This window comes from Pseudomonas sp. GW821-FHT07G06, assembly GCF_058986625.1.
On sequence record NZ_JBYSVW010000011.1, the window covers coordinates 124,132 to 142,055 of the forward strand.

The 17,924-nt window shown below is 61.3% G+C and carries 20 protein-coding genes and 1 pseudogene; 10 read left to right on the forward strand and 11 right to left on the reverse strand.

All coding sequences use genetic code 11. From position 1 onward, the window contains the following. Positions 1-121: 121 nt before the first annotated feature. Complete coding sequence (gene alaC, locus AC3WJW_RS19385; RefSeq protein WP_007974487.1) at positions 122-1,339, reverse strand: alanine transaminase; 1,218 nt, start codon at positions 1,337-1,339, stop codon at positions 122-124. A 139-nt stretch (positions 1,340-1,478) separates the two neighbouring features. Between alaC and AC3WJW_RS19390 the strand changes: the two genes are divergently transcribed. The 3 genes from AC3WJW_RS19390 to AC3WJW_RS19400 all read left to right on the forward strand — a co-directional run bounded on the left by AC3WJW_RS19390 (position 1,479) and on the right by AC3WJW_RS19400 (position 3,281). Beyond that, a complete protein-coding gene (locus tag AC3WJW_RS19390) occupies positions 1,479-2,141 on the forward strand; it encodes a LysE family translocator (RefSeq protein WP_493727021.1) in 663 nt (220 codons plus the stop codon). Between the two features lie 67 nt (positions 2,142-2,208). After that, positions 2,209-2,694: a GyrI-like domain-containing protein gene (locus tag AC3WJW_RS19395; RefSeq protein WP_493727022.1), complete on the forward strand. Its 486-nt coding sequence runs from the start codon at positions 2,209-2,211 to the stop codon at positions 2,692-2,694. A 98-nt stretch (positions 2,695-2,792) separates the two neighbouring features. Continuing rightward, entirely contained in the window at positions 2,793-3,281 is a 489-nt protein-coding gene (locus tag AC3WJW_RS19400) for a GNAT family N-acetyltransferase (protein ID WP_493727023.1), read from the forward strand. 135 nt (positions 3,282-3,416) lie between these two features. Here the strand turns inward: AC3WJW_RS19400 and AC3WJW_RS19405 are convergent. Next, positions 3,417-3,497, reverse strand: a pseudogene (locus AC3WJW_RS19405) (GNAT family N-acetyltransferase); the annotation flags it as partial. A 103-nt stretch (positions 3,498-3,600) separates the two neighbouring features. After that, positions 3,601-4,086, reverse strand: coding sequence for a GNAT family N-acetyltransferase (locus AC3WJW_RS19410; RefSeq protein ID WP_493727024.1), 486 nt, complete (start codon positions 4,084-4,086; stop codon positions 3,601-3,603). 141 nt (positions 4,087-4,227) lie between these two features. Here AC3WJW_RS19410 and AC3WJW_RS19415 point away from each other — a divergent pair, with 141 nt between their 5' ends. The 3 genes from AC3WJW_RS19415 to AC3WJW_RS19425 all read left to right on the forward strand — a co-directional run bounded on the left by AC3WJW_RS19415 (position 4,228) and on the right by AC3WJW_RS19425 (position 6,301). Further along, the gene (locus AC3WJW_RS19415; protein WP_493727025.1) at positions 4,228-4,653 is read left to right on the forward strand and encodes a YybH family protein; all 426 of its coding nucleotides are present in this window, start codon (positions 4,228-4,230) and stop codon (positions 4,651-4,653) included. A gap of 66 nt (positions 4,654-4,719) precedes the next feature. Beyond that, on the forward strand, positions 4,720-5,064 hold the full coding sequence (locus AC3WJW_RS19420; protein WP_102675444.1) for a YciI family protein: 345 nt from the start codon (positions 4,720-4,722) through the stop codon (positions 5,062-5,064). Between the two features lies 1 nt (position 5,065). Further along, positions 5,066-6,301, forward strand: a complete 1,236-nt coding sequence (locus AC3WJW_RS19425; RefSeq protein WP_493727026.1) for an RNA polymerase sigma factor — start codon at positions 5,066-5,068, stop codon at positions 6,299-6,301. Positions 6,302-6,426: 125 nt separating this feature from the next. On the opposite strand, the gene AC3WJW_RS19430 is transcribed toward AC3WJW_RS19425, so the two are convergent. Continuing rightward, positions 6,427-7,281, reverse strand: coding sequence for a LysR family transcriptional regulator (locus AC3WJW_RS19430; RefSeq protein WP_102700535.1), 855 nt, complete (start codon positions 7,279-7,281; stop codon positions 6,427-6,429). Between the two features lie 90 nt (positions 7,282-7,371). Here AC3WJW_RS19430 and AC3WJW_RS19435 point away from each other — a divergent pair, with 90 nt between their 5' ends. Then, positions 7,372-7,809: a multidrug/biocide efflux PACE transporter gene (locus AC3WJW_RS19435; protein WP_493727027.1), complete on the forward strand. Its 438-nt coding sequence runs from the start codon at positions 7,372-7,374 to the stop codon at positions 7,807-7,809. Between the two features lie 54 nt (positions 7,810-7,863). Here the strand turns inward: AC3WJW_RS19435 and AC3WJW_RS19440 are convergent, their stop codons facing one another. Then, positions 7,864-8,622, reverse strand: a complete 759-nt coding sequence (locus AC3WJW_RS19440) for an SDR family NAD(P)-dependent oxidoreductase (protein WP_493727028.1) — start codon at positions 8,620-8,622, stop codon at positions 7,864-7,866. A gap of 122 nt (positions 8,623-8,744) precedes the next feature. Here AC3WJW_RS19440 and AC3WJW_RS19445 point away from each other — a divergent pair, with 122 nt between their 5' ends. Then, on the forward strand, positions 8,745-9,641 hold the full coding sequence (locus AC3WJW_RS19445) for a LysR family transcriptional regulator (protein ID WP_493727029.1): 897 nt from the start codon (positions 8,745-8,747) through the stop codon (positions 9,639-9,641). Between the two features lie 122 nt (positions 9,642-9,763). Here the strand turns inward: AC3WJW_RS19445 and AC3WJW_RS19450 are convergent, their stop codons facing one another. Both AC3WJW_RS19450 and AC3WJW_RS19455 read right to left on the reverse strand, forming a co-directional pair. Beyond that, positions 9,764-11,374 carry an inorganic phosphate transporter gene (locus tag AC3WJW_RS19450; protein WP_493727030.1) on the reverse strand — a complete coding sequence of 537 codons (1,611 nt, stop codon included), beginning with the start codon at positions 11,372-11,374 and terminating at the stop codon, positions 9,764-9,766. Between the two features lie 229 nt (positions 11,375-11,603). Next, a complete protein-coding gene (locus AC3WJW_RS19455) occupies positions 11,604-12,626 on the reverse strand; it encodes a transporter (protein ID WP_104449153.1) in 1,023 nt (340 codons plus the stop codon). Between the two features lie 272 nt (positions 12,627-12,898). On the opposite strand from AC3WJW_RS19455, the gene AC3WJW_RS19460 reads away from it, so the two are divergent. Then, entirely contained in the window at positions 12,899-14,524 is a 1,626-nt protein-coding gene (locus AC3WJW_RS19460; RefSeq protein WP_493727031.1) for a methyl-accepting chemotaxis protein, read from the forward strand. 52 nt (positions 14,525-14,576) lie between these two features. On the opposite strand, the gene AC3WJW_RS19465 is transcribed toward AC3WJW_RS19460, so the two are convergent. Together AC3WJW_RS19465 and AC3WJW_RS19470 are read right to left on the reverse strand one after the other, a co-directional pair. Then, positions 14,577-14,882 (reverse strand): PepSY domain-containing protein, encoded by a 306-nt coding sequence (locus tag AC3WJW_RS19465; protein ID WP_007974512.1) that lies wholly within the window; start codon positions 14,880-14,882, stop codon positions 14,577-14,579. 209 nt (positions 14,883-15,091) lie between these two features. Then, positions 15,092-16,219, reverse strand: a complete 1,128-nt coding sequence (locus AC3WJW_RS19470; protein WP_493727032.1) for a glycerophosphodiester phosphodiesterase — start codon at positions 16,217-16,219, stop codon at positions 15,092-15,094. Positions 16,220-16,430: 211 nt separating this feature from the next. Between AC3WJW_RS19470 and AC3WJW_RS19475 the strand changes: the two genes are divergently transcribed. Continuing rightward, positions 16,431-16,757: a DUF2025 family protein gene (locus AC3WJW_RS19475; RefSeq protein ID WP_493727033.1), complete on the forward strand. Its 327-nt coding sequence runs from the start codon at positions 16,431-16,433 to the stop codon at positions 16,755-16,757. 124 nt (positions 16,758-16,881) lie between these two features. Here AC3WJW_RS19475 and AC3WJW_RS19480 read toward each other — a convergent pair whose 3' ends face one another. Together AC3WJW_RS19480 and AC3WJW_RS19485 are read right to left on the reverse strand one after the other, a co-directional pair. After that, positions 16,882-17,205, reverse strand: coding sequence for an antibiotic biosynthesis monooxygenase family protein (locus AC3WJW_RS19480; protein ID WP_493727034.1), 324 nt, complete (start codon positions 17,203-17,205; stop codon positions 16,882-16,884). Then, entirely contained in the window at positions 17,202-17,909 is a 708-nt protein-coding gene (locus AC3WJW_RS19485; RefSeq protein ID WP_493727035.1) for a CTP synthase C-terminal region-related (seleno)protein, read from the reverse strand. Before AC3WJW_RS19485 ends, AC3WJW_RS19480 begins: the two co-directional genes overlap by 4 nt. Positions 17,910-17,924: the final 15 nt, after the last annotated feature.

The following is a 17,924-nucleotide window of genomic DNA, read 5'->3' on the forward strand; positions in this document are numbered from 1 at the left end:
TCAAGGACTATACAAGACCCTGTGGGAGCGAGCTTGCTCGCGATAGCGGTGTATCAGTCGCCATTATTATTGACTGATACGACGCCATCGCGAGCAAGCTCGCTCCCACAGGAGATATGGGTCAGGTGTTGGATTTTGTGACTAGCCCATCCGCCCGGAACATTCCGCGAATCCCGCGTACGGCCTGGCGAATCCGGTCCTGGTTTTCGATCAGGGCAAAGCGCACGTGATCGTCGCCGTACTCGCCAAAACCGACGCCGGGCGAGACACACACTTTGGCTTCGGCCAGCAGTTTCTTGGCGAACTCCAGCGAACCCAGGTGCGCGTAAGCCTCAGGAATTTTGGCCCAGACGTACATCGACGCTTTCGGGTTTTCCACCATCCAGCCCAGTTCATGCAGGCCCTTGACCAGTACGTTGCGGCGCTGCCGATACTGCTCGGCGATGTCGCGTACGCATTGCTGATCGCCTTCCAGGGCAGCAATCGCCGCCACTTGCAGCGGGGTGAAGGTGCCGTAGTCGTGGTAGCTCTTGATCCGTGCCAGGGCGTTGACCAGTTCCGGGTTGCCGACCATGAAGCCGATGCGCCAGCCGGCCATGTTGTAGCTCTTGGACAGGGTGAAGAACTCCACCGCAATGTCCTTGGCTCCCGGTACCTGCATGATCGACGGGGCTTTCCAGCCGTCGTAGACGATGTCGGCGTAGGCCAGGTCGTGCACCACCAGCACGTCGTACTGTTTGGCGAGGGCGATGACGCGCTCGAAGAAGTCCAGCTCCACGCACTGGGCGGTCGGGTTGGACGGGAAGCCGAGGATCATCATCTTCGGCTTCGGAATCGAGCCGCGAATGGCCCGCTCCAGCTCCGCGAAGAAATCCACGCCCGGCACCAGCGGCACCGACCGCACCTGGGCGCCGGCAATCACGGCACCGTAGATGTGAATCGGGTAGCTAGGGTTGGGCACCAGTACGGTGTCGCCCTGATCCAGGGTGGCCAGCATCAGGTGTGCCAGGCCTTCCTTGGAGCCGATGGTGACGATGGCTTCGCTTTCCGGGTCGATGTCGACCTCGTAGCGGTCCTTGTACCAGTTGGAAATCGCCCGGCGCAGACGCGGAATGCCCTTGGAGGTGGAGTAGCCGTGGGTGTCTTCGCGTTGGGCCACCGTGACGAGTTTTTCGACGATGTGCGGCGGCGTGGCGCCGTCGGGGTTGCCCATGCTCAAGTCGATGATGTCTTCGCCACGACGACGGGCGGCCATCTTCAGCTCGGCAGTGATGTTGAAAACGTAAGGGGGGAGTCGATCGATGCGCGCAAAGCGGCGCGGCGAACCTTGTTCGGCCATTGTTGCCTCGGATAACGTAAGCGCCCGGAACCGTCCGAGCGACGCTGGTCACTGCGGTGACCTGTGGCGGAATGTAAGGGCAGCTGTGGCAGACTGTCCAGCCTCAAAGTAAACAAATTTTTCCGAAGGATAGGGTTCGATGGAATTTACCAGCGGCTTCTTGCTGAGCCTTTCGCTGTGCCTGGATATCGGCGTGGCCAACATCGCGATGATTACCCTGGCCATGCAGCGCGGCTATTTCCAGGGCTTTGCCCTGGGCCTCGGGACCTGCGTCGGCGACCTGATCTACGCGGTGCTGGCGCTGGCCGGCATGACCGTGTTGCTGCAGTACGAAACCGTGCGCTGGGTGTTGTGGATCGGTGGCTCGGCGCTGCTGGTGTATTTCGCGGCGAAGATGATCTATTCGGCGATTCACCACGAAGCGGTGCTGGCGCAATCGACCGAGGTGGGGCACAACTCCCATCGCAAGGAGTTCTTTCGCGGGATCTTCCTGGCCATGTCGTCGCCTAGCGCGATTCTCTGGTTCGCCGCCGTGGGTGGCACGCTGATCGCCCGTTCCGGTGGCGGTGGCGTCCTCAGCTCCGCGCTGTTTCTCGGCGGTTTTCTCTGCGCGGGGATTCTCTGGTGTGTCGGGCTGTGCTTTGCCGCGAGCCACGGCGGCAAGTTGCTCGGCGACAAGTTGCTGCGTTATTCCTATATGGCATCGGCGGCGATCTTCTGTTATTTCGCGGTCTACGTGATCCTATCGGGTTACAACGAGTTCGTTGGCGCCGGTGCGGTCGAGCCGTTGCACGCCCTGTAACTGGGCGAATCGGGTTTGGCTTCTATACTCCCAGCCGAACCCATTTTTATGCGTCAGGAGTCGAGTCATGGATGAGTTAGCACGCGTCGAACTGACGCAACCGCGCTTCGAACACGGGCACTTCCTGCTGATTGCAGGGCTGGGCGGACAATTTACCCAGCAAACCACCCAGGGTATTCCCGAGCTCTGGGAGAAATTCATCCCGCATATGGGCCATATCCCGGGCCAGAAAGGCGAAGTCACCTACGGCGTCTGCTGCAATTTCGACGGCAAGGGCGGCTTCGATTACATCGCCGGGGTCGAGATCAGCAAGCTCGACGACTTGCCGGAAACCTACCGCTGGGTGGAAGTTCAGCCGCAGCTGTATGCGGTGTTCGAACACAAGGGGCCGCTGGACACCCTGCCGCAAACCTTCCAGTACATCCATGGCACGTGGCTGCCGCAATCGGGCCACGAACTATTGGCGGCGCCGGAGTTCGAGCGTTACAGCGAAGACTTCAACCCCAAGCTCAACACCGGCAAGCTGGAACTCTGGCTGCCGATCAAGGCATGACACCTGCCGCGAGAGGCGGATCAGCCGATTCGTCTCTCGATGTCCCACGGCGGCTGATTTATCATCCCCAGCCTTTCCCAAGCTGATCCCGAGCCGCCATGAACACCGTCATCCGCAACGTCATCCCCGCCGATCTGGACCGCTGCTTTGCCATCGAAACCCTTGCCTATGAAGGCGACGAAGCCGCGACCCGCGAGAAGATCGCCACCCGCATCGCCACCTGGCCCGAGGGTTTTATCGTCGCCGAGGTGGACGGGGTCGTCGCCGGTTTCATCAACTCCGGCGCGGCGTTTCAGGTGGAAATGTCGGACGAGGCGTTCAAGGAACTGATCGGCCATGACCCGGCCGGGCCGCACGTGGTGATCATGTCGGTGGTGGTGCACCCGGATTTTCAGGGGCAGGGCCTGGCCAAACGTTTGATGGGCGAATTCATCGAGCGTATGCGTGGGATGGGCAAGGTCAGCATCAACCTGATGTGCAAGGAACGGCATATTCCGTTGTATGCCGGGTTCGGCTTTGCCTACGTCAAGCCGTCGGCGTCGGACCATGGCGGCATGGCGTGGCATGAGATGGTGCTGGAACTCTGACCCGACATAGATCCTCTGTGGGAGCGAGCTTGCTCGCGATGGCGGCGTAACATTCAACAAAGATGTCGACTGATCATCCGCTATCGCGAGCAAGCTCGCTCCCACAGGGGGGGGTGGTGTTGGTGGGGGCCGTGTTCAAAACACCAACCCCATCCGCCGCTCGTAACCGATCCGGCCCTTGTACGCCTCGCCGCTGTCGACAAAGCCGAACTCGACTTGTAGGAGCTGCCGAAGGCTGCGATCTTTTGACTTTGCTTTTCCAACAATCAAGAGCAAAAGATCGCAGCCTTCGGCAGCTCCTACAGGGGGTTGTGGTGATTCAAAAAAACAGGCCCATCCGCCGCTCGTAGCCGATCCGGCCCTTGTACGCCTCGCCGCTGTCGACAAAGCCAAACCTTTCGTACAGGGCGATGGCAGCCGCGTTATCGGCATCCACCGACAGCTCCAACCCCCGGATTTCCGGCCAGGCCAGGCGCGCCGCCTCGGGCAGCGCCTGCAGGCAGGCCTTGCCGTAGCCTTTGCCCTGGGCGCGTTGGTCGACTTGCAGGGCATGCAGGGTGGCGCTGTGTTCATTGGCCCACGCAGGCAATACGGGTGGGCGTTTGAGCAGCAGGAAGGCTACGGGAATGTCGTCGGCCAGCAGGGCAAATCCTTTGACCCCCGGGCCGGGCCTGGACAACAAGGTGTGCAATGCACCGTGGATATCACCGGAGAACTTTATCTGTTCCGGATGTACTTCAATGGCCTCGACCTGTCGGCGCTGCTGCGCATTCAGGCTTTCGTAAGGCACAAGTCGAGCTGTCACGGGAGTGTCCTTTTTCCAACATGAATAGAACCTCGGATTCTAGCGATTCTGGCCGTTTGGATTATTTTTATTTCTTCTGTCGATTCGCCGGATCGCCAGACGACTAAGGGTGTCTTCCAATAAAAACCACGGAGAACCACCATGAACTCGCAAACCCAGATCCAGAACCTCATCGAGAACTATCGTCAGGCGGTCATGACCAAGGACATTGAAAAAGTCATGGCCCTGTATGCCGATGACATCGTCTCCTTCGACGCGGTCAAGGCCCTGCAATTCAAAGGCAAGCCGGCGTATCGCGCGCATTGGCAGGCCTGTATGGAAATGTGCCCCGGCCCGCACATTTTCGAATTCCACGAAATCACCATCGAACCGTCCCAGGAGATCGCTTTCGCTCACTGGCTGGCCCATTGCGGTGGCACCAACGAGAAGGGCGAAACCCAGGCCTGCTGGATGCGTGTCTCGCAGTGCTATCGACAGGAAGCCGGGCTGTGGCAGATCGTCCACGAACATTGGTCGGCACCGTTCGACATGACCAGCGGCGCGACGCTGTTCGACCTCAAGCCCTGATCGTCGGGAAGTCGAGCCAGAATGCCAGTCAGCGACCATAGTTGATCGTTCGATAAGGAGAGCGTGATGAAGTACCTATGCCTGGTCTACAGCGATGAGCACTTGCTGCATTCGCTGCCGGAAAGCCCGAAGGACGAAGAGTGCATGGCCTATGCCGAGTCGATCCAGGGCAGTGGCCGGATGGTCGCCGCCGAGGCGCTGGAGTCGGTACAGACCGCTACCACCGTGCGCATGCGCAACGGCAAGCTGTCGATCACCGATGGTCCATTCGCTGAAACCAAGGAGCAACTGGCCGGTTTTTACCTGATCGATGCCAAGGACCTCAACGAAGCCCTCCAGGTCGCCGGGAACATTCCGGCGGCCCGGGTCGGCAGTGTCGAAGTGCGCCCCGTTCGGCAGTTGAATCCTTAAGATGCCAGGGCTGCCGGTTCAGGCGCAGGTCGAGCGGGTCTATCGCGAAGAGTCGCGGCGCATTCTTGCGACCCTGATTCGTTTGCTGGGTGATTTCGACCTCGCCGAAGAAGCCTTGCACGAGGCGTTTTTCATCGCGGTCGAACGCTGGCAGCGTGATGGCGTGCCGGACAATCCGCGGGCCTGGCTGGTGTCCGCCGGGCGCTTCAAGGCCATCGATGCCTTGCGCCGGCGCGCCCGTTTTGCCGCGTCGCAGCCCTTGCTGATCGCGCAGCTGGAGGCGTTGGAACAGGCAGACTGGAGTGATGAAGACGTGGAAGACGATCGCCTGCGGCTGATCTTCACTTGCTGCCACCCGGCCCTGGCGGCGGACGCGCAAGTGCCGCTGACACTGCGGGAAGTCTGCGACCTGACCACGGAAGAAATCGCCCGGGCCTTTCTCTCGGCCCCGGCCACCATCGCCCAGCGCATCGTGCGCGCCAAGGCAAAGATCCGTGACGCGAAAATCCCTTATCAAGTGCCGACGCTGGCTGAGTTGCCCGAGCGCCTGGACAGCGTATTACGGGTGATCTATCTGGTGTTCAACGAGGGGTATTCGGCGTCCATCGGCGCCGAACTGGTCCGCGAGGAATTGACCCGCGAGGCGATCCGTCTCGGCCGGTTACTGGTGGAGTTGTTGCCGGAGCCAGAGGTGATGGGCTTGCTGGCGTTGATGCTGCTGCACGAGTCGCGGCGTCCGGCCAGGACTTCGGCGAGCGGCGAGTTGATTGTGCTGGACGAGCAGGACCGTTCGCTGTGGGACGCCGGGTTGATCACGGAAGGCTGCGCGTTGATCGAGCACGCGCTGGGTATGGGGCGGTTCGGGCCCTATTGCCTGCAAGCGGCCATCGCGGCAGTGCATGCCGAAGCCTCGACGGCGGGGGAAACCGATTGGCCGCAGATTGTCGGCCTGTATGACGTGCTGCTGCGGGCGGTGCCGTCGCCGGTGATCGAGTTGAATCGTGCGGCGGCGATTTCCCAACGCGACGGACCGCAGGCGGGGCTGACGCTGGTCGACGCCATTCTGGCGCGGGGCGAACTGCTGGATTACCACCTGGCGCATTCGGCGCGGGCGGAGTTTTGTCGGCAGCTGGGTCGCAAGCAAGAGGCGCGGGCGGCTTGGGAGCGGGCACTGGCGTTGACCCGGCAAGAGCCGGAGCGGCGGTTTATCGAAGCGCGGCTCAAGGCGTTGGATTGATGCGGCTGTACTGGCCTCATCGCGAGCAAGCTCGCTCCCACAGGGGCAGTGGTGTACACAAATTTTGTGACCAGACACAATAACCTGTGGGAGCGAGCTTGCTCGCGATAAGGGCCGAAGGACCTTCATTCCAGCATCTTGCCCAGCAACCAGCTCCCCGCCGGCCCCGGCGGATTCAGCCGTGACCACAACGCATCCACCGACACCGTTTTCGGCCAGCCGCGCACCACCAGTTCCTGCAGGGTGCCGGGCCCGAAGCGCTCCACCAGCCAGCGGGGCAACGGCGCCCAGCCGAATCCGCCCTGGGCCATTTCCAGCAGCATCAGATAACTCGGCGCCGACCAGACGCGGCCCTTCGCCCGACTTTCATAGGGATTGATGATGGTGGCCAGGCGCAGTTCGCGGTGTTGCTGCAGGACGTCCTGATCGACGTAGTCCAGCCTTGTCAGCGGGTGGGTAGGGGACACGAACAGGGCGATTTCCGTGCGCTCGTCCACCGTCGAACTGACCAGGTCCGGCGGGTAGCTGTCCTGCATTTCGGCGAAGGCAATCTGCGCCCGGCCGCTTTGCACCAGTGACACCAGGTCATCGCATTCGGCGATCAGGCATTCGAGTTCAAGGTCGGGATAACGCTGCTCGAAGGCACTGAGTGACGCCTCGAAACGGTCCGACTGATAGGTGTCGGACAGCGCCACCGTCAGCTTCGCTTCCACCCCTTGGGACAGTTGGCGGGCGGTCATCTCCAGACGACTGCTGGCGGCCAGGATGTCTTCGGCCCGTTGCAGCATGACGCGTCCGGCCGGGGTCAGCCCGGGCTTGCGGCTGCTGCGGTCGAACAGTGTCAGGTTGAGGTCGATTTCCAGGCTGGCCACCGCCGCGCTGATGGTCGACTGACTGCGGCCCAGCTTGCGCGCCGCGGCGGAAAACGAGCCTTGGGTCGCGGCTTCGACAAACGCCAGCAACACTTCGTGAGAGGCCATAAACTATCGCCTTGATCGATGGTTATTGGTTATGAAGTATCGGTGTGATGACAGATCATGGCAACCACAGTCACTCAACGGAGTACGGCCATGAGCGCCAACAAATCCATTACTGAACGTATTTTCCAAGCCATCGGCTTTGAACTGCTGGCCATCCTGATCTGTACCCCGCTGCTGGCCTGGATCATGAAGAAGCCAATGCTGGAAATGGGCATGGTCACCGTCCTTATCGCCGCCCTGGCCCTGGCCTGGAACGTGGTCTTCAACGGTATGTTCGACCGGGTGCTCAAGCGCCTCGCCATCGCCCACAACGCCTGGGTCCGCGTGGTGCATGCGCTGTTGTTCGAAGGCGGTCTGGTCGCGCTTGGGGTGCCGCTGATTGCCTGGTGGATGGATGTCAGCCTGTGGCAGGCGTTCCTGCTGGATATCGGCGTGTTGCTGTTCTTCCTGCCGTATACCTACGTGTACCACTGGGGGTATGACGTGGTTCGGGAGCGGGTGGTGTTGCGCCAGTCTTGTGCGCAGTAACGTAAAAAAGATCGCAGCCTGCGGCAGCTCCTACAAAGCTGCGATCTTTTGATCTTACAAAAACATCCCCCCCGACGCCTCGATGCGCTGGCCATTGATCCACTGGCTGCCCGGCGCGAGCAGCAACGCAATCGCGGCGCCGATGTCGTCCGGCAAGCCGGCGCGACCCAGGGCGGTGTTGTTCGCCACCAGGGTGTTCAACCCGGGGTTGTCGCGCACGGCGCCACCGCCGAAATCGGTTTCAATCGCGCCGGGTGCGAGGATATTCACCGCGATGTTGCGCGCCCCGAGTTCCTTGGCCTGGTAGCGGGTCAACACTTCCATCGCGCCTTTCATCGCCGCGTAGGCGCTGTGGCCCGGCAGGCTGAAACGGGTCAGGCCACTGGAAATGTTGATGATGCGCCCGCCGTCATTGAGCAATGGCAACAAGCTCTGCGTGAGGAAAAACGGCCCCTTGAATTGGATGTTCACCAACAGGTCGAACTGCTCGACGGTGGTGTCGACGAAGTTGGCGTGCAGGCCGATCCCGGCGTTGTTGATCAGAAAGTCGAAACCCTCGCGCTCGAAGTGGCTGTGCAGGACCTTCGCGACTTCGCTGGCGAAGGCGCTGAAGCTTTCACTCCGGGCAACGTCCAGTTGCAGCATGACGGCGCGACCGCCCAGGCTTTCGATCTCGGCCACCAGTGCCTGGGCCTCATCGGCGCGGCTGTTGTAGGTGCCGATGATGTCGATGCCTTGGGCAACCAGGTGCAGGGCTGCGTTTTTGCCGAGGCCGCGGCTGGCGCCGGTGATCAGTGCGATTTTACGGTTCATGGGACTTCCTCAGGTGCAGTGGGCGGTTGATGTGAGGAAGTTTATTTATCCGAGCAGGGGTGATAAATAGAGTGAAACCGGAATCACTGGTCGGATAAACCGAACAATAAAAGAGCAGGCTGATGAACAAACTGGAACTGCTGCGCACCTTTGTCCGTGTCAGCGAGATGTCGAGTTTTACCCTCGCCGGAGAAAGTCTTGGGCTGCCCAGATCCACGGTGTCCGAGCATGTGCAGGCGCTGGAGGCATTGCTCGGCACCCGGCTGTTGCAACGCACCACACGCAAGGTCCAGGCGACCCAGGATGGCCTGGTGTTGTATGAGCGCAGCAAGGACCTGTTGTCGCACATGGACGAAATCGAGGGCTTGTTTCGCCAGGACGAGGCGTCGCTGGTGGGGCGCATTCGCATCGACCTGCCGAACATTCTCGCCCGTCGCGTGGTCATGCCGCGTCTGCCGGCGTTCATGGCGCAGCACCCATTGCTTGAGCTGGAAATCAGCAGCACCGACCGTCGGGTCGATCTGCTCGCCGAAGGGTTCGATTGCGTGCTGCGCATCGGCGCCCAGCCGGATCAATCGGTGGTGGCGCGACACCTGTGTGACTTCACCATGGTCAATTGCGCCAGCCCTGCGTATCTGCAGCGCTATGGCGTGCCCGAGCGGCTGGAGGATCTGACGCGGCATCGGCTGGTGCATTACGTCGGCGTTTTGGGTGCGCGTTCGGAAGGCTTTGTGTACGTCGACAAGGGGCAGGTGCAGCGACTGCCGATGGCGGGCAGTGTCACGGTCAACAGCACCGATGCCTATGAGGCCGCCTGCCTGGGTGGTTTCGGGCTGATTCAGGCGCCGAGAATGGGCATGCAGCAATACCTGCAAAGCGGTGAACTGGTCGAGGTGTTGTCGCCGTTCAATGCGCCGTCCATGGAGGCATCGCTGCTTTATGCCCGGCAGCGGCATTTGCCGTTGCGGGTGAGGGTGTTCATGGATTGGCTGGGGGAAGTGATCCGCTCGGAAGCCTGAGATCGGCCCGGGGTCCCTGTGGGAGCGAGCTTGCTCGCGATGGCGGTGGTTCAGTCAACAGTGATGTTGAATGTGATGACCTCATCGCGAGCAAGCTCGCTCCCACAGGGGTATTGCGGTGTTTAGAAGAGTTGAGTGAACAACCAGTACAGGCTGCCCGACAACAGGATCGCCGCCGGCAAGGTCAGCACCCAGGCCATCAGCAGGTTGCGGATGGTCTTCATCTGCAGGCCGCCGCCGTTGGCGACCATGGTCCCGGCCACGCCCGAGGACAGCACGTGGGTGGTCGACACCGGCAGGCCGAACATGTCGGCGGCGCCGATGGTCAGCATCGCCACGGTTTCCGCCGAGGCGCCCTGGGCGTAGGTCAGGTGGGTCTTGCCGATTTTCTCGCCGACGGTCACCACGATGCGCTTCCAGCCGACCATGGTGCCCAGGCCCAGGGCGATGGCCACGGCAATCTTCACCCACAACGGAATGAAGCGCGTGGAGTTGTCGATCTGTTGCTTGAACAGTTGCAGCTTGCCGCTGGTGTCGGCGTCGAAATTGCCGACCTTGTTCTTGTCCATCAGGCGAATGGTTTCGCTGGTCAGGTACATGTCGTTACGCACGTTGCCCACGGCCTCGGCCGGGACTTTCGACAGCGAGCCATAACCCTTGACCTGGGCACCGATGCTGCCGGTCAGCGCAGCGAGCGCCGGCACCAGTTGCGGCGTCGCTTCCTTGCTGCGCACGTATTCGGACAGCACAGGGCGCGGGTCGGCTGGCGCTGGCAGCGGGGCAGCCTTGACCAAGGCTTGCTGGGTGACTTCGGCGACCGCCGCGAACTGCAAGGCCTGATCGGCCGGCATGGTGCGGTTCAGCGCGTAGGCCATTGGCAGTGTGCCCACCAGAATCAGCATGATCAGGCCCATGCCTTTCTGGCCGTCGTTCGAACCGTGGGCAAAGGACACGCCGGTGCAGGTCACGATCAACAGGCCGCGAATCCACCATGGCGGCGGGGTCTCGCCCTTGGGCTCCTTGTACAGCGCACGATTCTTGACGAACGCGCGCAGGGCCAGCAACAGCAGCGCGGCACAGCCGAAGCCGACCAGGGGCGAGAGCAGCAGCGCGTAACCGATCTTGGTCGCTTGCGCCCAGTCCACGCCGCTGGTGCCGTCGCGGCCGTGCATCAGGGCGTTGGCCACGCCGACACCGATGATCGAACCGATCAGGGTGTGCGAGGACGACGCCGGCAGCCCCAGCCACCAGGTGCCGAGGTTCCACAGGATCGCGGCGATCAGCAGAGCGAAGATCATCGCGAAACCGGCGGACGAGCCGACTTGCAGAATCAGCTCCACCGGCAGCAGGGCGATAATGCCGAACGCCACCGCGCCGCTGGACAGCAGCACCCCGAGGAAGTTGAAGAAACCGGACCAGACCACCGCCACGTTCGGCGGCAGCGAATGGGTGTAGATCACCGTGGCCACCGCGTTGGCGGTGTCATGGAAGCCGTTGACGAACTCAAAGCCCAGGGCGATCAAGAGCGCCACGCCGAGCAGCAGGAACGGCGTCCAGGTGGTGACCACCGTGCCGAGTTCGTTCATGTCGTGCATCAGGCTATAGGCAGTAAACAACAAGCCGATGGCCAGCACGGCAAAAAATACCACGAGGGTGATCAGGCCGGGCTTCTTGTCGAATTGCGGTCTGGCGCTACTGGCCGGTGCCGGGGCGGTGAAGGAGGGCGTAGCCATCACGGACATTCCTGAGGAGGGAGGTGTACCGGTGATAATCGTTGCCAATTGTTACAGGGAGACTGCTTTGGATCAGTGTTTGGTTTTTTGCAGGGCCGCTGATCTGGAATCGAGCGCTGAACCCTGTGGGAGCGAGCTTGCTCGCGATGACGGTCTTTCATTCAACATCTCTGTTGGCTGACAGGGCCTCATCGCGAGCAAGCTCGCTCCCACAGGTTTTCGGACAGACTCAATAATCCTGCTGCTTGCGAAACGCCCAGCGCCCGGCAATCACGGTAAAGGTCGCGACCAGCGCCACCAGGATCCAGAAACCTTCTGGGTCACCGGCCAGCGGAATGCCGCCGACGTTCATGCCGAAAAAACCGGCAATAATGTTGATTGGCAGCGCCAGCACCGTCACCACTGTCAGGGTGAACAGCGTGCGGTTGGTCTGTTCGTTGATGTTGGCGGCGATCTCTTCCTGCAACAGCTTGATCCGCTCACCCAGCGCCGTGAGGTCGTTGATGATCAGCGCAAACTCCTCGGTGGATTTGCGCAGTTCCTTCACGTCTTCCTTTTGCAGCCATTGCGGCGGCCGGTTGAGCAGGCGCAGCAATGAACCTGGCTCCAGCGCCAGCAGCCGTTGCAAACGCACCAGCACCCGGCGATTGGCGCCCAGCTCGGCGCGGTTGGTCGACAGGCGCGAGGAGAGCAACTCGTCTTCGATCTGGTCCACGCTCTGGCTGGTCTTGCGCACGATCTGGGTCAGCACTTCACCCTGGTCGCGCAGCAGATGCACCAGCAGCTCCAGCGGGGAGCGAAAGCATTCCCGGGCCTTCACCGACGAGCGCAACTTGTCCACCGAGTGCAGCGGCTGCAGGCGGGCGCTGATGATCAGCCGGCTGCGGGCGCACACCCACAAGGTCGAGACATCCGACGAGACCAGGTTGCTGAGGTTGAACACCACGTCGTTGACCACCGCCAGCAACGCGGAGTCGACATGCTCGATGCGCGTCGAGCGCGAGCCTTCGTGCAGCGCCTCGAAAAATTCCTCGGGCAACTCCAGGTGGCTTTTCATCCAGCGCTCGCACGCGGCATGGGCGAGGTTCAGGTGCAGCCAGAGAAACTGTTCGTCGCTCTCCGGTTGTTGCAGGTACTGCAAGGCTTCGGCGGAGTTGATTTCCCGACCGGCCTCACCGGGGCGAAAACTGAAACCGTAGAGCAGGCCGAACAGATCCGTGTCGCGATGGCTTTGATCGATGCTGTGGTTCATGAGGACTCGCAAGGGGAGGCGCCTGTCACGTGTTTTACAGGTTCACTTGAGCGGCATCATCGCAAGCCGGGATGACGTTTTTGTGACAGGAAAATAACGCAAACGAATGCCCTACCGGCGGTCGGAATGCTCTCAAGAACCGCTCTGGCACGCCGATCACGCTTGGGTTAAGTTGCGCGCCGCAGGCCTCGGCCGAGACCGCAGACAGGGATGTCCGGACACCTTCCACGCCTTTTCGGGGCGTGCCTCATTCCTGTCATGAGTACCCTTCGATGCTTTTGCAAAAGTCCTTGAGAGCACAAATTCTCGCCCTGCTGAGTGGCAGCCTGCTGGCGATGCTGTTGATCGCCCTGGCGTGCTTTCACTTCCTGTCCAGTGGCGTGCAGAGCTACGCCAATCTGATCGAGGGCCCGCTGCATACCTCGCAATTGATCGATGAAGCCAACCTGCAATTCAAGGTGCAGGTGCAAGAGTGGAAAAACGTCCTGTTGCGCGGCAAGCAACCGGCGGACTTGAGCAAGTACTGGGGGCAATTCGAAGACCGTCAGCGTGATGTGCAAAACATCCTTGGCGAACTGGCCGCGCAGAAGGGCATCGAGCCGTCACTCAAGAACCGCATCGAGCGCTTGCGTGACGAACATCGTCAGTTGGGCGCGGCGTATCAGAAGGGGCGGGACGCGTTCGTGGCCGCTGGCGGTGATCCGACGGCGGGCGATACCGCGGTCAAAGGCGTAGACCGCGCGACCAGCGATCAGATGAGCGAACTGGTCAGCGAGTTGCGCAAACAGGGTATCGAGCAGTCGACCTTGATCAGCGCCGCCGCCGATCGCACGGTGCTGCTGGGGCTGGTCGTGATGCTGGTTTCGGGGGTGTTGATCGGCCTGCTGAGCCTGTGGCTGGTCAACCGCAACCTGGTCGAGCCGATCCGCAAACTGATCGACTACGTGGCGCAACTCAGTCAGGGTCGTCTCGCCGAGCGCGTGGCCAGCACCCGTCAGGACGAGTTGGGCAAACTGGCGATCGCCGCCAACACCCTGCGCGATTTCCTCGCCGAAACCTTCAGCCGTTTGCAGCGCAGCGCGTCGGACCTCGACAGCGCCAGCGGTGAGTTGAACTCGATCGCCACCGTGATGGCCGGCGGTACCAACGAGCAGTTCAACCGCACCGATCAGGTGGCCACGGCAATGAACGAAATGTCTGCCACGGCACAGGAAGTGGCGCGTCATGCCGCCGAAGCGGCGCGGGCCGCCGACGATGCCGACCAGTCCGCCCAGCAGGGCGAAAAAGTCATGCAGGGCACCATCCACACCATCACCCGGATGCGTGGCGAAATCGCCAACACCGCCACGGTCATCCGCCAACTGGAAACCGACAGCGGGCGCATCGGCAAGGTCCTGGAAGTGATTCGCGGCATCGCCGAACAGACCAACCTGCTGGCGCTCAACGCGGCCATCGAAGCGGCCCGCGCCGGTGAGGCCGGGCGCGGTTTCGCCGTGGTGGCTGATGAAGTCCGCAGCCTGGCCCAGCGCACGGCAGCGTCGATCATCGAGATCAACCAGATCATTCAAACCGTGCAGACCGGTGCAATCGAAGCGGCTCAGGCGATTGAAAGCGGTCAGTCACGCAGCGAAGAAAGCGTGCAGCAGGTGACCGAGGCCGGCGCCATGCTCGAACGCATCACCCTGGCCGTGGAAGCCATCCGCGACATGAACCGGCAGATCGCCACTGCAGCCGAAGAACAGACCTCAGTGGCTGAAGACATCTCGCGCAACCTCACCGAGATCACCAGCATCGCCAGCACCAACCTGGACAACGTGCAGCGCACCGAAGCGGCGAGCAACAACCTGCACGGTTTGTCGGGGCAGTTGAACGAGGTGACGGCGCGTTTGAGCGCTTAAACGCAAAAAGCCGCACGATCGTCAGAGCGTGCGGCTTTTGTGGGTGTTGTGATTACTTGTCTTGCTTGTTTTTCAGGACCTTGCCGTTAGAGGCATCGATGTCCACATCCCACTCGACGTTCTTGGCGTCGCGCAACTCGATCTCATACTCGTAACCGTTGAAATGGTTATCCAGCTCGGTTTTGGTGATCGTTGCACCCGGGTGCAGATCCAGAGCGATCTTGTTCAGATCTTCCAGGGGTTTGATCTTGCCGTCCTTGACCAGTTGCGGGATCTCATCCACGCGCACGTCGGCCTGGGCCAGACCGGCAGTGAGGGTCAGGGTTGCAGCGGTAAACAAAGCAGTCAGAGTCTTCATGGGCTTCTTTCCTTGGGTGATCTGTTTAAGTGAGATCAGGTTAGCTTTTGTAACTTAAGCCACCCTTAAAACCCTCTACATGTCCTGCATCAATTCCTGTGGGAGCGTGGCTTGCCCGCGATAGCGGAGTGTCAGTCAACGTTGATGTTGAAGCTGATGGCCTCTTCGCGGGCAAGCCACGCTCCCACAGGGTTTTGCGTGATTGCGGGTCAGTAGCCGTTGTTCTGTAGTACCTGCGCCACGCTCGCCACCGCCGGGCGTTTATTGAACTTCAACAACTCACTGGCGCGGTTGGTGAAGATCCCGTCGACGCCGGCGTCCATGACTTTCTGGTAGTCCACCGCATCGTCGATGGTGTAGACGTGCACCAGCAGGCCCTGATCGTGGGTGTACTGGTTCATCCAGGGTTGCACCAGGTCCGAGTAACTCTGGTCGCCACCCTGGGTCAGTGCGGCGGACGGGCCGGTACCGATGGTGCCCTGGGCCTTGGCGTAGTCGACCCAGCGCTGGAATTCGACGTTGTCCTTCGGTTGCTGTTTGGCGTAGTAAGCGGCTTTATCTTTTTCGCCGGACTCGGCAAAGGTCACCTTGGACTTGGGCTCGATACTGCCTTCACCGACCCACAGCAGCAGGATTTTCGGCACCTTCGGCATTTCCTTTTGCAGCAGTTCGAGACTGCTCTTCTCGAAGGTCTGCAGGACCACCTTGCCGTTGCCCTGGCCAACCGCCAGCTGGTTTTTCGCCGGTTTCGATTCGCTCGGGTTCAGCCAACCACGGGCCTGGAGTTTTTCCTTGAGGTCGTGTTCGATGCCGGGAAACTGCTTGGGCTCCTTGGTCTCGATGTACAGCCCGGGCTTGTGCTGAGCGTTGCCCTCGGCGATGTCGATGATTTCATCCAGGGTCAGAATCTTCAGGCCGGCGAAGGCAGGACGCGCGCGATCCGGGTAGGCGGCATTGAACCAACTGCCCGCATCCAGGGTTTTCAGCTCGGCCATGGTGAAGGCATTGGCCGGGCTGTCCTTGCGCTCGGGGAATTTGCTGGCGACGTCGGTCGTGCGTTGCAGGTTGTTGTCGTGCAGGGCGAACAGCACGCCGTCCTTGCTGCGCTGCAGATCCATTTCCAGGTAATCGGCACCCAGGTCGCGGGCCGTCTTGTAGGCCGCGGCGGTGGATTCCGGCGCATCGAAAGACGCGCCACGGTGGGCAATCACCGCCGGGTGCGGAATGCCCAGGCGAGTCGCCAGTTCCGTGGGACCGGGTTCGCTGGCGGCCTGTGCCTGGCCGAGGCCTAGCAGCAGGCTCAATAACAGGGCGCTTTTAGTGAAGGTTGCGGGCATGGTCGAGGTCCTTTCGCAATGAGTGAGCGGTCCCTTTTAACAACTCATCTTTGCAGGCGCTATCACGAGACCGACATAAACCTGCCTGAAGCTGATTTTCGTCAGCGTTTTTGTGCGCCCGTTTGCAGTACGCTGGGGCCCTGCAATTTCCCCGGCAGAGGGAAACGCAGGCCCTGCGTGTAAACCAACGATCACCATTGCGGGGTTTACCATGCGCATCACTTCCCAGCTCATCTGCCAGGCGGCCGACCAACTCAAAGGCTTCGTCGGCCTTAACCGCAAGACCGGCCACTACCTCGTGCGCTTCAGCGAAGATTCGTTCGGCATGGACGTGGCGGACGACGGCATCATCCCGACCAGCGAATTCGTCTGGGGCGCGGGGCCCGGGCAGGCCATGACGCTCAAGCGCGAATTGATCCAGTTGTTGCTGGACCAGAACATCGATGACCGGATCAACATCACCGAGCCGTTGCGGGTGTACATGAGCCGGCGGGAAGTGCCGGAGATATCGGCGGTTCGCAGTCTGGTTCAGGGCTGAGTTTTTGTGGTGAATTGACTGGCCCCATCGCGAGCAGGCTCGCTCCCACAAAGATTGATGGCAGCACACGAAACCTGTGGGAGCGAGCCTGCTCGCGAAGAGGGCCTCAAAAACACCACATCATTCACAGACTGAACCCGTAGGCCCGCTCAACCCGACACACCCGCGTATGACACCGCGCATACCAGGTCGAACGCCCACGCTCGCGAATCGCCGTATGCTCAGGATGCTGCTTCCACGCCAGAATCGCCGCCTCACTGGCCCAATACGACACGGTTATTCCCAGCCCATCCTCACCCCGAGCCGATTCCACTCCGAGAAACCCCGGCTGTTCACGGACCAGTTCGAGCATCTGTGCGGCCGCTTCGGCGTAACCCTGATCACCTTCGGTGCGCAGCGAAGTGAAGATCACCGCGTAATAAGGCGCCGTTGGCGTATCGGCGATCATGACGAGCGCCCCGCACAGGCTTGGAAAAAGGCGCCAACCAGCGGCGGCAAGACGCCCCCGAGTGCCGCCCGCTCGGGTTGAAACAAGGTCGCGACAAAGAACGGATGGCCGCTGAGTTCGACCGCGCGCAGTCCCTGTTGCGAATCGTGGCCGACGGCGTGCAGCTCGTGCTTGAGCAACTCCCGTTCGAACTGCGGATTCACCCCATAGCGACAGCGATAGCCTTCACGAATCTCGGCGCTTTCGTACGCCTGTGCGATCAACGAGCCTTCAGCCAGATGAATGAAATCGACGGCCTCGACCAGCGCGCACGACAGTGGCGCTAGCAGCGCCCGTGCTGCATCGGGCGCCGTCTCGCCGTGTTCGGCATCCGACCAGCCCAGCACATTGCGCGCATATTCCAGCACCGCGTGTTGAAAACCGCCGCAGGTGCCGAGGAAAGGTCGCCGTTGTTCGCGGGCAAAACGGATCGCCAGCAATGCACCGTCCATGTTGCGATACGGACTGGCCGGCACACACCAGAAGCCATCGAACGGGTGCAGCGGTGTCTCGGCGTGGATTTCATCCGTGGCCAGCCATTGCCATTGCACGTCCAGGCCGCTGTGTTCTACGGCCATTTCAAGGGCTACGGGAATGGCCTGGTGGGCGGTGACTTGCGGGTCGTAGTCGCCGATCAGGGCGATGCGAATCGGAGGGTTTTCCATGAGGGGCCTCTGCAC

Bases quoted from the DNA above. Each gene is read 5' to 3' on its own strand.
- alaC (WP_007974487.1), bottom strand. From the start codon at position 1,339: ATGGCCGAACAAGGTTCGCCGCGCCGCTTTGCGCGCATCGATCGACTC.
- AC3WJW_RS19390 (WP_493727021.1), top strand. From the start codon at position 1,479: ATGGAATTTACCAGCGGCTTCTTGCTGAGCCTTTCGCTGTGCCTGGAT.
- AC3WJW_RS19395 (WP_493727022.1), top strand. From the start codon at position 2,209: ATGGATGAGTTAGCACGCGTCGAACTGACGCAACCGCGCTTCGAACAC.
- AC3WJW_RS19400 (WP_493727023.1), top strand. From the start codon at position 2,793: ATGAACACCGTCATCCGCAACGTCATCCCCGCCGATCTGGACCGCTGC.
- AC3WJW_RS19415 (WP_493727025.1), top strand. From the start codon at position 4,228: ATGAACTCGCAAACCCAGATCCAGAACCTCATCGAGAACTATCGTCAG.
- AC3WJW_RS19420 (WP_102675444.1), top strand. From the start codon at position 4,720: ATGAAGTACCTATGCCTGGTCTACAGCGATGAGCACTTGCTGCATTCG.
- AC3WJW_RS19425 (WP_493727026.1), top strand. From the start codon at position 5,066: ATGCCAGGGCTGCCGGTTCAGGCGCAGGTCGAGCGGGTCTATCGCGAA.
- AC3WJW_RS19430 (WP_102700535.1), bottom strand. From the start codon at position 7,281: ATGGCCTCTCACGAAGTGTTGCTGGCGTTTGTCGAAGCCGCGACCCAA.
- AC3WJW_RS19435 (WP_493727027.1), top strand. From the start codon at position 7,372: ATGAGCGCCAACAAATCCATTACTGAACGTATTTTCCAAGCCATCGGC.
- AC3WJW_RS19440 (WP_493727028.1), bottom strand. From the start codon at position 8,622: ATGAACCGTAAAATCGCACTGATCACCGGCGCCAGCCGCGGCCTCGGC.
- AC3WJW_RS19445 (WP_493727029.1), top strand. From the start codon at position 8,745: ATGAACAAACTGGAACTGCTGCGCACCTTTGTCCGTGTCAGCGAGATG.
- AC3WJW_RS19450 (WP_493727030.1), bottom strand. From the start codon at position 11,374: ATGGCTACGCCCTCCTTCACCGCCCCGGCACCGGCCAGTAGCGCCAGA.
- AC3WJW_RS19455 (WP_104449153.1), bottom strand. From the start codon at position 12,626: ATGAACCACAGCATCGATCAAAGCCATCGCGACACGGATCTGTTCGGC.
- AC3WJW_RS19460 (WP_493727031.1), top strand. From the start codon at position 12,899: ATGCTTTTGCAAAAGTCCTTGAGAGCACAAATTCTCGCCCTGCTGAGT.
- AC3WJW_RS19465 (WP_007974512.1), bottom strand. From the start codon at position 14,882: ATGAAGACTCTGACTGCTTTGTTTACCGCTGCAACCCTGACCCTCACT.
- AC3WJW_RS19470 (WP_493727032.1), bottom strand. From the start codon at position 16,219: ATGCCCGCAACCTTCACTAAAAGCGCCCTGTTATTGAGCCTGCTGCTA.
- AC3WJW_RS19475 (WP_493727033.1), top strand. From the start codon at position 16,431: ATGCGCATCACTTCCCAGCTCATCTGCCAGGCGGCCGACCAACTCAAA.
- AC3WJW_RS19480 (WP_493727034.1), bottom strand. From the start codon at position 17,205: ATGATCGCCGATACGCCAACGGCGCCTTATTACGCGGTGATCTTCACT.
- AC3WJW_RS19485 (WP_493727035.1), bottom strand. From the start codon at position 17,909: ATGGAAAACCCTCCGATTCGCATCGCCCTGATCGGCGACTACGACCCG.